Raw genomic sequence first — 12,987 nt, forward strand, 5'->3', positions numbered from 1 at the left:
GTCTGCCTTGTCAAGGGGGTGAAGGGCGCGCTGACCTGCGGGCTCAGGACACCGGCACTGCGAGGATGCCGTCATGGACCCCGCCACCGTCTCCCCCTGGCGCCGACTGACGCGGGCGGTCGTCTACGCGGTTGTCGTCGCCGTCCCGCTGGCGATGCTGGCGTTCCTCGTCCGCACCAAGTACGACCCGCTGGTGACCCTCGACCAGACCATCATTGTCGCCGCAACCGACTACACCCGCGGCCACCCACGGTTCCGGTCGTTCGTCGAGACGTGGGAGTTAATCAGCCAGCCCTGGGTGATGTACCTGTTCCTGGGCCTGCCGGTGAGCCTCTACGTCTGGTTCGGCAAGCACCTGCGGACGCGGGCCTGGTGGGCGCTGGCGACGATGGCCGCCGGCTGGGTCATCGCGGCCTTGCTCAAGCTTCTCGTACGCCGTGCCCGTCCCGAGATCGACGACACGTTCGCCCAGCACGTCGGGTTCTCCTTCCCCTCCGGTCACGCCACCAACAACGCCATCGTCGTCACCGTGGTCGTCCTGCTGATGTGGCCCCTCGTGGGTACCGGCCTGCGGGGGTTGCTGGTCGGCCTCGGTGCGGTCTGGGTGATCGTGACGTGTGCCGACAGGCTCTATGCGGGCGCCCACTTCCTGTCCGACGTCACGGCCGGCACGCTGCTCGGGTGCGGGCTGACGGCCGCGTCGTACGCGGGCTATGTGGGCTGGAGGCCGCCAACCCCCACCGGCAGCACGACGAAAGGTTCAGACTGATGGCGTTCCTCACCCGCTGGCAAGACGACACGTCCCGACCCACCGCCAAGGAGGCGGGCCGTGACCTGGTGGTCCGCGCACTGGCCCCTCTGGTGGTGTGGTGGCTGGCCGTGGTCGGGATGGGCTGGCTCCTCACCGACGGCCCGCTGAAGCACCTGGGCGTCTCCGAGGAGAGCGTCAACAAGAGCTTAGAGTCGTCACGCACGACGTTCTGGGACGCGGTCACGCTCTTCTTCTCGTGGACGGGCGCGACGGTCAGCATCATCGGCGTGTGCCTGGTCGTGGTCGTGCTGGTCTGGCGGCGGACCAAGCAGTGGTGGTTCGCGGTCGTGCCGCTGATCGCGATCAGCCTGCAGGGAATGGTCTTCTTCTTCACCACGCTCCTCATCGACCGCGAGCGCCCCGACGTCGAGAAGCTGGACGAGTCGCCGCCGACCTCCAGCTTCCCGAGCGGGCACACCGGTGCCGCGACCGGGCTGTACTTCACGCTGGGGCTGATGGCCCTGCGGATCACGAACCCGGTGCTCGGCAGTGTGGTGGTCAGCGTGTGCCTGGCAATCCCGTTCCTCGTCGCGACGGCACGGCTCTACCGGGGCATGCACCACGTCAGCGACGTGGTGGTGGCCATCGTCAACGGCTCGGTCGCAGCCCTCCTCGCCTGGTGCTGGCTGCGTCGCGGCGATGTGGAGGATCAGACGCGCGCGTAGCGGGCACGCGCGAAGGAGTACACGCCGTACGCCGCCAGGCCGAGCGCGATGCCGAGCAGGATGACCGTGCCGGCGGGCAGGTCCCGCATCGATCGGAGCGCCCCGTCCAGGCCGGTAGCCTCGGCCGCCCGCTGATGGATCGCGGCCGTGATGAAGAGGATGCCCACGGCCGCCAATGCGATGCCCTTGCCGATGTAGCCGACCTTGGCGGCGATGACCACCCACCGACCCGGGTGCTCCTGCAGGTCCTGGAGGAACCGTCCCCGCCAGCCCTTGTCCACGTGGTAGGCGGCGATGCCTATGATGGCGACGCCGACCAGACCAACGAGCACCCGGCCGGCCGGTGCCCCCATCAGCGTTACCGTGAATTCCTTGGTCTGCTTGTTGCTCGACGTACGACCGCCCGAGGCGAACGTGAAGGACATCCAGGCGAGCGCGCTGTACAGCACGAGCTTGCCGCCGGCCTTCGCCTTGTCGGACGCCTCGTGCCGGGTGACGAGCTCGGTGAGCTGCCAGAGGGCGAGCAGGGCGAACCCAGCCGCGATCACCCAGAGCAGGACCTGTCCCAACGGCTCCTCGGCGAGTGTCTCCAGCGCCCCCGACTGGCTCGCCTCCTTGCCGCCGCCGCCGAGAGCGATCTGTGCGGTCAGGTAGGCGAGCAGCAGGTGCAGGACGCCGCTGGCGCCGTAGCCGAGGCGAGCCCCCCACTCGACCACGGGATGGTCACCGGTCCTGGCTGCAGCCCTCTTCGCCGAGCCGCTCACGTCGCCGGCCCGATCGCCGATGCTGTTCATGATGTTCTCCCTGCGCACCCTGTACCCAGCCACCGCCGCTGCTAAGCCTCGCAGGCGCCGTGCAACAGTACGCGGGTGGAGACTAGGGGTCCTGAGGTCGTCGTCATCGTCAACCCGACGAAGGTCGACCTCGCCGACGTGCGCGAGGTTCTCCAGGACGCGGCCACCGCGGCGGGCGTGAGCGCCGACGCTGGTCGAGACGACCGAGGACGATCCCGGCTTCGGCCAGACGCGCGAGGCCGTTCGCAACGGCGCCGGTTTGGTGTGCGCCCTCGGGGGCGACGGGACCGTCCGGGCGGTGGCGCAGGAGCTCGTCGCCACCGGCGTCGCGCTGGGTCTCCTTCCAGGCGGTACCGGGAACCTGTTGGCCCGCAACCTCGGCCTCCCGATCGACTCCCTGGCCGATGCCTGGTCTACGCCAGGATCGTCGCCTCGGAGGCGTCGTGCGGCTGCGATCGGCCGCGCACTGTTGCTGCTGGCAACAGCTCTGGCGGCGACCACGGCTGATGGAGGTTGGAAGTCATTCGGAGCGGTCATCTTGGTGCCGGAGGCCGTCGTTTCGTCATGCTGTCCGCGGAACTGGATCGGTATTGGCCGCTGCCGTTGCGCCGACTGCGGTTGCGGATCATCCATCCACTCAGCGACACCGCGACTGACGGCGTACCGCTGGTCGCGTCTTCTCCGGCGGCTGGGGCCGCCTCCGCAGCATGATCCGAACCCCCGACGGCACCCTCTGGCTCACCTCCACCAACAACGACAAGAGCGGCGGCACCCATCAGTCATTGACAACGTAATCGTCCGCCTCACGTTCCCTTGATCGGAAGACGCTTCACCAGCAGATTGCCGGCTGGGCATGCTCGACCCATTGCTCCCGGGATACCCCTGGAGTACGGTGACGGCACATTTGGCGCGCGTCCTTGGTCGGCAGCCGGTCGGGGGTTGCTGTCGTACGCCCGCCGAGGACGCCTGCCCACCACTGGGAGGGGTGTTCTCGATGTCCTCGAAACGCGGCGTCGCAGCGTTCTTGGCCACGGCAGCACTGGGCTCTGTCTCCATCGGCCTGGTGTCGTCCCCCGCAACCGCCCGACCGCCGGACTCACCGCTCGAGATGTACGTACTCGAGGGACCGGCCGACCAGATCGCCGAAGCCGTCCCGGGGCTCGAACTCGCGGCGGTGGACCAGACCGCGGCCGGTGTCAGAGCCGACGCGGTCCTCACGCAAGCCCAACGGGACAAGGTGAACGCCGCCGGCGTGAAGGTCACCGTCAAGCGCAACAACAGAGGTCAGTCGGTCTCGGAGCAGGCCGCGGCCCAGGCCCGCGCCGGGTTCACCGTCTACCGCTCGTGGGACGAGCCGGGCGGCATCCGTGCCGAACTGTTCGATGTCGCGCGCAACAATCCCAACCTGGTCAAGCTGGTGGTGCTCGGCCGGACCCATCAGGGCCGTGAGCTGATCGCACTGAAGGTCACCCAGGGTGCGCCCGGGATCCGCGACGGCTCCCGCCCGGCGGTGCTGTACTCGTCGCTGCAGCATGCGCGCGAGTGGATCAGCCTGGAAGTGAACCGCCGGCTGCTGCACCACTTCGTCGATGGTTTCCGGGCGAACGACCCGGCCGTCAAGAACCTGCTGAAGAGCACCGAACTGTGGTTCGTGGTCGCCGCGAACCCGGACGGGTACCAGTACACGTTCACGAACGAGCGGCTGTGGCGCAAGAACCTGCGCGACAACGACGGCGACGGCCAGATCAGCGCTGTCGACGGAGTCGACCCGAACCGGAACTTCGACGAGCACTGGGGTTATGACAACGAAGGCTCATCACCGGACCCGTTCAGCGAGACGTACCGCGGACCGGCACCGGCATCCGAACCGGAGACCAGGGCGATGGCCGGCCTGATCGACCGGATCAAACCGAAGTTCCAATCGAACCTTCACTCGTTCGGCCAGTGGCTCCTGTACCCGCAGGGCTGGCAGGTCGGCACACCCGACGCCGACAACCCGCTGTACGTCGCACTGGGCGGCACGGACGCGAATCCGGCCATCCCGGGCTTCAACCCCGGTCAGTCGGCCGACACTCTCTACGTCACCAACGGCGAGACGACCGACTACGCCGACACCAACGCCGGTACGGTCTCCTACACCCCCGAGCTCGGTGAGGGGATTCCAGGAGCCGGCTTCGTGTTCCCGGACGACGAGGCCCTGATCCAGGCGGAGTTCCTGAAGACTCTGCCGTTCCACCTCGGTCTGGCGCGCTCGGCCGTCAACCCCACCGCCCCGGTTTCACCGGTCGGCATCACGCCGGCGCCGTTCTACCTCGACCAGGACGACATCGACCCGCAGAACGGCCAGCAGTCGCTGTTCGACTTCCGATTCGCCGTCTCGTACGGCGACCCGCAGGAGGTCCGGATCCTTGCCCGGCGCAACCTCGGTGCCGTCACGCTGAAGTACCAGATCGGCACCGGACCGGTGCAGCAGAAGCCCACTTCTGAGTGGACCGGTGGCGAGCGCTACGGGCCTGGCAACGGCACCTACTACCACGTGGTCAGCGGCCAAGTCACCGGTACGTCGGTCGGCAACAACGTGACCGTCTGGTTCGAAGGCGGCGGTCAGCGCAGCGAGTCCTTCACCTACCAGGTCGCGGCCGACACCGGCCGGAGGGTGCTGATCCTCGCGGCCGAGGACTACACCGGAGCGTCTCCGGTCAAGCCGGGAGTGACCGCACCGCAGTACCTGTCCTTCTACACCGATGCCCTGGCCGCCCAGGGAATCGCGTTCGACGTCTACGACGTGGACGCGCGTGGCCGGACCGCGCCGGACAACCTCGGCGTACTCAGCCACTACGACGCCGTTCTCTGGTACACCGGCGATGACGTGGTGACCCGCGAACCCGGCTGGGCCGCCACCAACGCGTCGCGGCTGGCCATGCAAGAGTTGCTCGAGGTGCGCGACTTCGTCAACGAGGGCGGGCGCGTCGCCTACACCGGCCAACGCGCCGGCCAGCAGTACACCCCGGCACTCGGAACGCAGCTGTACGACCCGTTCGAGAACAAGCAGTGCTCGGCCGATCCCGCCGTACGCGCGCGCTGCCTCGCACTGTCCGGCTCGGGCGACTCGCAGGGCGACCCGATCGAGTACACCTTCGGTGCGGCGATCACGACACCGAACGGCGGACTGGACCCGACCACGGGTGATCCGTTCCCGATCGCCGGGATCGACACTCCGCTCGCCGGTCTGACCCTGCAGCGCAACGGCGCCGACAGCGCCCAGAACCAGGCGGCCGACGCATCGTTCATCGCCACCGGAGATTTCTTGCAGGTGACCGACCCGACGGGCAGCTTCCCGCACCTGGACAGCTGGCCGGCGGCTGAGTACGTGTCCGGGATCTCGGGGCCGTTCGACCCGCACACCGGGCAGAGGTTCATGTATTCCGACCGGGCCGACGAGGCGTACAAGCGGCTCGCCCGAACGGTCACGGTGCCGGCGGGTGGCGCGACCCTGTCGTTCTGGACCAGCTACAACCTCGAGCTGGACTTCGACTACATGATCGTGGAGGCGCATACCGTCGGCCAGGACGACTGGACCACGCTGCCCGATGTGAACGGGCACACCTCCAGCGATCTGAGCAACGACCAGGCTTGCACCGGCGGCTGGAGCAACCCTGCGGATGCGGCAAACCTGCTGCACCCGTTCCTGACCCACTACCAAACCTTCGACCCGGCGACCGGCACATGCAGCAACACCGGAACCACCGGAGCGTGGCATGCGGGCAACGGCGGCTCGGCCGGATGGCAGCAATGGGAGATCGATCTGACGCCGTTCGCCAACCGGCAGGTCGAGCTCTCGATCACCGTCCTGAGCGACTGGGGTCTGCAGCAGTTCCCCGGTGTCTTCATCGACGACATCGAGGTCTCAACCGGTGAGGGAACGACCTCGTTCGAGGACGACGCCGACCCGACGGACGGCTGGACAGTGCTCGGTGCACCACAGGACGCCGGAGGTATCGAAGGCGCCAACCTCAACGACTGGGTCCGCCGCGCCGGCTTCGGTATCCAGGAAGGCGCTGCCGTCGCCACCGAGGACACCGTCTACCTGGGCTTCGGCTTCGAAGGCGTCACCGGAGCAGCCACCCGAACCCAACTGATGGACCGCCTGACCGACTACCTACTCCGCTGACAACCTCCACCAGGCACCGGGCGGAATCCCGCCCGGCGCCTGGTCCTACCGCAGCTGATGACGATCGGCCCAGGCCGCCATCTCGGTCCCGATCTCCTTGGGACGGTCTTCGGGGTGGGGGTTGTCCTGATCAGAGCGGTCGTGGTGCGAATCATGGTGCGAAATCACGTCTACGAGTGTTGCTAGAGTCGAGTAGTGCAGTCGATTCCCGAAGCAGTAGAGCCTAAAGTGCACCCCTGTGGCTATGAGCAAGGCTCTCATAATCTTCTGGTCAGGCTGTCGAGTTCTGTCCCCGCCGACGCACTGACGGCGCGGGGAGTCTGGCCGGCTCGGTGAGCGGCTCCTTCTGAAGGATTGGTGCTCCTGTCTACTGGACACGCTGCGTATCAAGTTCGGACGTATTGATAGTTCCGAAGCGCCGAACACGGCGAATGACCGAGCGGATCAGCTCGCGCTATCCGCGGGCATGCGCGGACGGGTTGTCCCTGCGAAAACCAATGGTGCCCGGCTCGCTCCGCTGATGGACTGACGTCCCACCGTGAGTCTGCCGCGTGACGGAGGTAGTGGTTGTGACGGATTATGACGTGCTTGCCGAGGTGTACGAATGGCTCATCTCAGATGCAAAGTTGCCTCCAGCCGAGTTCGCTGCGTCGTTCGATGACCTCCTCAGTCTCCTGCCGTCGAACGCTCACGTCCTCGACTGTTCGTGCGGAACCGGACAGTTGGCGGTTGGCCTCGCCGGTCGTGGCATGCAGGTTGCCGCAACTGACGCCAGCGAAGCGATGGTTCGTCGGACTGCAGAGTTGTCTGAGGAGTTCGGGGCATCCGTCCGGGCCGTGCGGGCGAACTGGGAAGAGTTGCCCGACCATTTCGAGGACGACACGTTCGACATGGTGTTCTGCGTTGGCAACTCGCTTCACCATGCCGCGGGCGCGACAGGCAGGGGTGCTGCTCTGGAGTCGATGTCACGCCTTCTGCGCCCTGGCGGGCGCTTGGTACTCACATCCCGCACTTGGGAACTCGTGAGGGCCAGAGGTTCCCGGCTCGACATCAGTGACCGACTCGTCCGCCGGAACGGTCGCGATGCCGTCGTGGTCTACCGCTGGGAGATTGCGCCGCATTGGGAGGAGGAGCACCACATCGAGATTGCGATCGCGCAAGTTGATGCGACTGGATTGGTTCTTGTCCGCTCAGAACTGCTGTCCTGCTGGCCCTACCGGTACGAGGAACTCGAAGTCGAGCTGCAACGGGTCGGACTCCGGACGGAAGTGAGCACGTTCGATCTTGAGGCCGAGAACTACATGGTGGTCGCGAGCAAGGTATAGACACCGGGCTCTCAGCCCCTGGCCGGACCGCGCGGTTGCTCGCAGGACGCTTGCGCCCTCTCATCGGTGCGGGTTCAGGCGGTCAACGCAACGCCTCGGACGAGGAGTCCTGCTGCGTGCATTACGGCGAGCGGACACGGCGGCCCGCGTAGCGCGCCCAGGGTTCTGCGGCTTTCTCAGCATGGAGGAACGCGACTTGGTGGCTGTACCCGAGGGCGTCGGCAACCAGCGACGGAGGGTCATCCGGGTTGAGCCCGTCGTCGGTCATTTCCCCATACTAAGAGAGCGGCTCGTCTCCGCGAGGGTTGCTCGGGGAGGCGGGTCTGGCGAGCCAGACTGCCTGTCTCCGACTCCCGGCTCACGAATTCCCGTGTCTGCCAGTTGTTCCTTCCGTTCAGTTTCCTATCTCCACGAAGCAGCGGCAGTGTTGCCCAGCACCGGAGGGAACCGGACCGCCCGCCCAGTCAGAGCCCTACACCGGCCCGATCGAGGCGGCGGTGAACGTAGGAGAACAGCGAGAAGGCGTCGAAGAAGTCAGCGCGATCCTCGGTCGATCCGAGTCGGGTTCGGTGGGCACGGGGATTGCGATAGTGCCCGTGGATGCCGAGCAAGAGGTTCTTGAAGCCCTTGTGCTCGCTGAGATCCGAGTCGTTCGCGAGGGCGTTGATCTGGACCATGGGCTGCATCGCGTTCGTACCGAAGACCTGGTCGAACAGGGCGGCACCGTCGCCGGCCAACTTGGTGTGACGGCGGACGCGGTCGGGGATGCTCTTTGCAGCCTCACTCATGGCGTGAAACAGCGATTGGCGGATGAGTTCCTCCGAGCAGTAGGCGAACAGTGCTGGGTGGCAGCCACGGTGCCGCAGCTCAGTCATGAGCTCGCCCGAGAGCTTCGCCCCCTCCGAAAGCGTGGAGGCAGCGGCTCCCTTGGCTAGGCCGCCCTGTTCGTCTATGCGCAGCGCGTACAACACGAGGACGGCGTTGAGCTCTCCACGTAGGGCCTCGAACCGATCGTGGTCTTGCACGTATCTGGAGGGACGCATTGCAGCATTGACGAATGCGGCCAGCGTGGCGCCGCTGTGTCGACGGACCTGAGCGTTGTGCAGGGTAGTGAGCAGCCGGGTGCGCTTGTTGGGGCCGTCGTCGAGCCCATCCAGCTTCGCCGGCCGCAGAGCCGAGACGAGTTCCGAGACGCTGAGGCCGGGAGCGCCAGTTTGCGCGATGACGTCACAGACCGCCTCGGTGAGCTGTAGATCAAATATCGGAACCTGCCTGGACTCGGTCAAGACACCTCTTTCGTATTCGTCTCCGGCTCAAGCCATGGTCGACGGAGCAGTTCGCCTAGTGATCTGACGCTCCACCGGGCCGCCGGCACAGCCGAAGCCTTCTGGAACGCGCTAATTTCGTGGCGCCGAGACCTGTACCTCAGGGCTGGATTAGTTCCTCGACCGGAACGAACCGCGGCTCTTTATCCAGCGTATCCCTGAGGCGAGCAGCGACTCGCTGGAAGAGCGGCGCATCCGCACGCAGGATCGTCTTCGCCCGGTCGAGGCAGTCAGGCTTGGCCCCGGCCCCAAACTTCCTAAAGTCGTCGTTGGAGTCCTCGGTGCTCCAGTGCACGACGGCAACTTGCTGGCCGCCGATGCCGGAGTAGGCGATCACGGCGAGGTCCTCGCCATTGAGGCGTTGCAGCTCTCCGGCCCCGAAGCGCGTGACCGCGGCATACTTGCCCGTCGGCACCAGGTCGACGCCTTCCACCTGGAGTCCGAAGTGCACGCCCACGACATCATGGCCGGCCTCGTGGGATGCGATTGCATCTGGGCCAAGAGCGCGATCAAGCATGCGGAGACCCTAGGCCATCTCTGACGGCCTAGGTTTTGCGGGCGAGGGCGAGGGCGAGGGCGACGACGTCGTCGACCAGGCGCAGGCGCAGATCTATTCGGTCACCAAGAAGCGCACCGCCGAGGACTACGAACCGCTGTCCTCGAGGGCATCAGTACGTTCGATTGGCCTCGATGAGGTGACCAACGGACGCCACCCGGCTCCTAGATCTGGGCATCTTCGCGTAAAGCGATGGCCTTGGCGTCAGAGAAGGCGCGGTGGGAGAATCGTCTTCCCAATGAACGAGACGTCGACCAACACCATCACAGGCCTCACCCGCCGCAACATCTTTGACTACCTGACCATGGAGAAGGTCGCGTGGGCGGGTCGCTTCGACGAGCCCGACTTCGTGATCCGCATTTGGCCTAACGCCAACGATCTGCCGTCGTACGACACCCGCTTCACCTGAGCGCTGGCCGACATCCGTCAGCATCGCATCAACAACTGGGACTGGGAGGAGGACTGGATTTTCACCGACCCTCGGTTCAACCTCACCGGCTGCGACGACCCCACTTTCCTGGCGTTCCTCGCCGAGACTGTCCACCCCGTCGTTCGTTCCGACTCCGACGAGGTTGGCAAGCTCGTCGCTGAGTTCAACACTCACCTCCGCGCCGACGGATACCAGTTGTCTCCGACGAGCTTCATCAGCGGTCACCCGATCTACGCCGGCATCCGCGTCACCGCAAGCCACACCCCCGCGACCGCGCTCAAGCTCTCGACGCGCACCCTCCTGGACGACCACACCGCGCTTCAGGATCACCTCGACAGCATTCAGCGCACCATCAGCACCGACCCGCCTGCCACGATCGCCAGCGCCAAGGAGCTCGTCGAAACGACCTACAAGCTCATCCTCGAGAAGCGCGGCATCGTCTACGGCAACAAGGATGACCTCGGCGACCTGTACAAAAAGGTGGCGACCGAACTCTCGCTGAACCGGGAGTCCGTCCCGGACAGCACCAAGGGCAGCGAGGCCGCCAAGAAGACCCTCGGCGCCCTCAATACCACCGTTTTCGGGCTCGCCGAACTCCGCAATACGCTTGGCCGCGGGCACGGCCGTACGACGCCAAGCCCGGCCCTCGAGCGCCACGCCCGCCTTGCGTTCAATGCCGCCGTCGCTCTTACCGAATTCCTATTCGACACGTGGCAGGACCGCGAGAAGCCAGGCTGACATTGGATCCGTTATCGGCTCGCTCGCAGGGCGTCTGGCGCGCCGCAGCTTGGCAGATGCGGCTTCTGTGGCGGTCAGAAGAGGTCAGCGCTCATTACGTCGTATCCGTTCGGGTTCTGGACCTCTTGCCTGCGGCCGACCCAGCCGGCCGACGCGTGACGCGAGTCGTGACGCGAAATGGTGTCAAACGGCGTTGGCAAGGTGACTAGATGAGGTGGGGAACCTGACTAGCGGAGCCTGGAGTTGACCAGTGTTGGTGCTGCTATGGCTCTCATAATCGCCTGGGCCGGCGGATCGAGTCCCCGCGGCCGCCAACGCCCGCATCGCGGCTACGTGCACGCCTGGTGCGCGGCTGAGACGCTGTCGGCCATGAGGTCGGTGCAGGTGTTCCCGGGCATGGACCTGCGTCGGCTGACGTCCATGCTCGATAGCTTGGGTGAACGTGCAGGGTCGGAATGGTTCGGGGTTTCCGATCGACGGCTTGAAGTCAGTCTGACCCGCTACGAATCTGCGCAAGACCTAATCCACGGGTTGGAGGACGAGGGCTCGTTCTCCGCGTCTGAGGTGGACGCCCCTGCGGCAGGTGAGGGATGAACTCGCGGGGGTCTGGGTCGAGGTTCGTGTTTCCGGTCGCGGGGACTACCAAGCTGAGGTGCGTGACCTTGTTGAGCGTCTACTGGCCGAGGGCGGATACGCATTCGACGACTACTCCGACGACGCTTGGTCACTCGAACAGATCCGGCATGGCCGCCCTAAAGGCCAGGCCTTCCGAGCCTGAAGGCGCCCGCTCATCAACACGACCGCGCGGATCGCGGCTACGGGCGACCTGCTCAGTGTGCGTGGCCCGCCCGGACGCTGCATGCGGGCCACGGCACATCTGGTCTTCGAACACGAGCCGCGACACAATCGAGCATGGATGACAACCAGTCATCGAAGCATGCGTTGCCGACTACGATGCGGCGGTCGAGCGACTTGTGACCGGGGAAAAGTTCAGTCCTGCTGTAAGGCTCTTGATGCAGGAGTCCGTGCGTGAAGGAAAGGGGTCTCCCGAGGGCGTGGGTTGAACGCGTGCAGGAGATTCGGAACCGAGTCCTGGTCGCGGCTCGAGATGATCTGACTGGCTCGCGGATGCACCCGAACGTGCGCTAGGGAGTCGCTACTGCTGCCGCCCGGATTGGCGCACTACACACGGTTCCGGACATCGGCAGATTCGGGCGGACGATCCTTTCAGGTGGCGGAGGCCATGTCCGGCCGTCGTCAGCCATCGAGGTCGGCGAGGCGCTGGTGGTTGGTGTCTCTGCGCCGCTGTGCGGCCGCCGCGGTACGGGTCGCACGGTCCAGGCTGCGCTCGAGGCGCGCGGTCTGCCGCTGTGCCGTCCTCAGTTGCCGGCGAGCCTGTTCGAGCTCCTCATTGAGCCGCTCGATTGTGGCGGTCAGGTCGGCCAGCTGGTGCTGGTTCGCGTCAAGCAGCGACTCGGCCTCGGCCCGCTCCGCCTCAGCCTCGGCGTACTCGTTCTCAGACTCTTCCGCACGGGTTCTTAGTTCCGCGCGCCTGCGTTCTAGTGCCTGATGGAGAGCAGGGGGCGGCGGGGGAGCGGCCTGCTTGGCGGGCCGCTTCGTGGGCGTGCTTCGGACCGCTCTGGGCTTCATCGGTGCGAACTTGGCCGGCTCGCCGGTCTCGTCCACGACACCGAACCCGACATGGCGCAGCGCACTGGTCAGTTGGCCGCTGCGCACCAGTAGTGCTGCACCGGGATCGATCAGAGCGGCGTCCAGGGTCTCGGTCAGGCGGTCCGCGACGCTTTGGCTCACGGATCGTCCCCGATCCTTGGCGCGGCTGCGGGCAGTCGTCACCAGTTCCTGGACCAGGATGTGTCGGCGAGGAGTCAGTTCCCGCAGCCGGGCGCCGTCGGCAGCCAGGTGGGCGGCGCGGAGCTCGTCGCCGAGCTGGGTGAGGTCGTTGACACCGTCGGGGTCGGTGCGGACCAGGACATTGGTCAGCCAGGCCGCCAGGGTCGGCTTGCGCAGCGTCTTGATCTGGTTGCTGACCGCAATTGCTCCGGCGGCTCTGGCTTCCTTTGCCCTCTCGTTGCGGGCAGCTGTGAACTGGTCCGGGTCGAGCCCGTACAGCTCCACAGCCATCGCGTCGAGGTCCATGCCATTTACAGTGCC

Annotated in this window: 10 protein-coding genes and 1 pseudogene; 7 read left to right on the forward strand and 4 right to left on the reverse strand. The window is 66.2% G+C overall.

Going from position 1 to position 12,987, the window contains the following annotated elements:
* The first annotated feature begins 73 nt into the window (after window positions 1–73).
* The gene (locus EV644_RS33875) at window positions 74–769 is read left to right on the forward strand and encodes a phosphatase PAP2 family protein (protein ID WP_199240144.1); all 696 of its coding nucleotides are present in this window, start codon (window positions 74–76) and stop codon (window positions 767–769) included.
* Complete coding sequence (locus EV644_RS33880; RefSeq protein WP_132193864.1) at window positions 769–1,476, forward strand: phosphatase PAP2 family protein; 708 nt, start codon at window positions 769–771, stop codon at window positions 1,474–1,476. The genes EV644_RS33875 and EV644_RS33880 overlap by 1 nt, the downstream gene beginning before the upstream one ends.
* On the opposite strand, the gene EV644_RS33885 is transcribed toward EV644_RS33880, so the two are convergent.
* On the reverse strand, window positions 1,461–2,270 hold the full coding sequence (locus tag EV644_RS33885) for a DUF1206 domain-containing protein (protein ID WP_132193862.1): 810 nt from the start codon (window positions 2,268–2,270) through the stop codon (window positions 1,461–1,463). The genes EV644_RS33880 and EV644_RS33885 overlap by 16 nt on opposite strands.
* Window positions 2,271–2,460: 190 nt before the next feature.
* Between EV644_RS33885 and EV644_RS45915 the strand changes: the two genes are divergently transcribed.
* From EV644_RS45915 to EV644_RS33900, 3 genes are all read left to right on the forward strand, one after another.
* Window positions 2,461–3,087 (forward strand): diacylglycerol/lipid kinase family protein, encoded by a 627-nt coding sequence (locus EV644_RS45915; RefSeq protein WP_206751507.1) that lies wholly within the window; start codon window positions 2,461–2,463, stop codon window positions 3,085–3,087.
* Window positions 3,088–3,264: 177 nt separating this feature from the next.
* On the forward strand, window positions 3,265–6,441 hold the full coding sequence (locus EV644_RS33895; protein WP_158293000.1) for a M14 family metallopeptidase: 3,177 nt from the start codon (window positions 3,265–3,267) through the stop codon (window positions 6,439–6,441).
* Window positions 6,442–6,992: 551 nt separating this feature from the next.
* Window positions 6,993–7,766 (forward strand): class I SAM-dependent methyltransferase, encoded by a 774-nt coding sequence (locus tag EV644_RS33900; protein ID WP_241999167.1) that lies wholly within the window; start codon window positions 6,993–6,995, stop codon window positions 7,764–7,766.
* Between the two features lie 464 nt (window positions 7,767–8,230).
* On the opposite strand, the gene EV644_RS33905 is transcribed toward EV644_RS33900, so the two are convergent.
* Entirely contained in the window at window positions 8,231–9,052 is an 822-nt protein-coding gene (locus EV644_RS33905) for a TIGR02391 family protein (protein ID WP_132193858.1), read from the reverse strand.
* Window positions 9,053–9,191: 139 nt separating this feature from the next.
* Window positions 9,192–9,608 (reverse strand): hypothetical protein, encoded by a 417-nt coding sequence (locus EV644_RS33910; protein WP_132193856.1) that lies wholly within the window; start codon window positions 9,606–9,608, stop codon window positions 9,192–9,194.
* A gap of 277 nt (window positions 9,609–9,885) precedes the next feature.
* Between EV644_RS33910 and EV644_RS46765 the strand changes: the two are divergent.
* Window positions 9,886–10,302 (forward strand): annotated as a pseudogene (locus tag EV644_RS46765) (AbiJ-related protein); the annotation flags it as partial.
* A 75-nt stretch (window positions 10,303–10,377) separates the two neighbouring features.
* On the forward strand, window positions 10,378–10,815 hold the full coding sequence (locus tag EV644_RS48300; RefSeq protein WP_500789604.1) for an abortive infection family protein: 438 nt from the start codon (window positions 10,378–10,380) through the stop codon (window positions 10,813–10,815).
* A 1,257-nt stretch (window positions 10,816–12,072) separates the two neighbouring features.
* Here the strand turns inward: EV644_RS48300 and EV644_RS33920 are convergent.
* Window positions 12,073–12,972, reverse strand: a complete 900-nt coding sequence (locus EV644_RS33920; RefSeq protein ID WP_132193852.1) for a hypothetical protein — start codon at window positions 12,970–12,972, stop codon at window positions 12,073–12,075.
* Window positions 12,973–12,987 lie beyond the last annotated feature (15 nt).

The organism is Kribbella orskensis (assembly GCF_004342085.1).
Classification (GTDB): domain Bacteria; phylum Actinomycetota; class Actinomycetes; order Propionibacteriales; family Kribbellaceae; genus Kribbella; species Kribbella orskensis.

Bases quoted from the DNA above. Each gene is read 5' to 3' on its own strand.
- EV644_RS33875 (WP_199240144.1), top strand. From the start codon at position 74: ATGGACCCCGCCACCGTCTCCCCCTGGCGCCGACTGACGCGGGCGGTC.
- EV644_RS33880 (WP_132193864.1), top strand. From the start codon at position 769: ATGGCGTTCCTCACCCGCTGGCAAGACGACACGTCCCGACCCACCGCC.
- EV644_RS33885 (WP_132193862.1), bottom strand. From the start codon at position 2,270: ATGAACAGCATCGGCGATCGGGCCGGCGACGTGAGCGGCTCGGCGAAG.
- EV644_RS33895 (WP_158293000.1), top strand. From the start codon at position 3,265: ATGTCCTCGAAACGCGGCGTCGCAGCGTTCTTGGCCACGGCAGCACTG.
- EV644_RS33910 (WP_132193856.1), bottom strand. From the start codon at position 9,608: ATGCTTGATCGCGCTCTTGGCCCAGATGCAATCGCATCCCACGAGGCC.
- EV644_RS33920 (WP_132193852.1), bottom strand. From the start codon at position 12,972: ATGGACCTCGACGCGATGGCTGTGGAGCTGTACGGGCTCGACCCGGAC.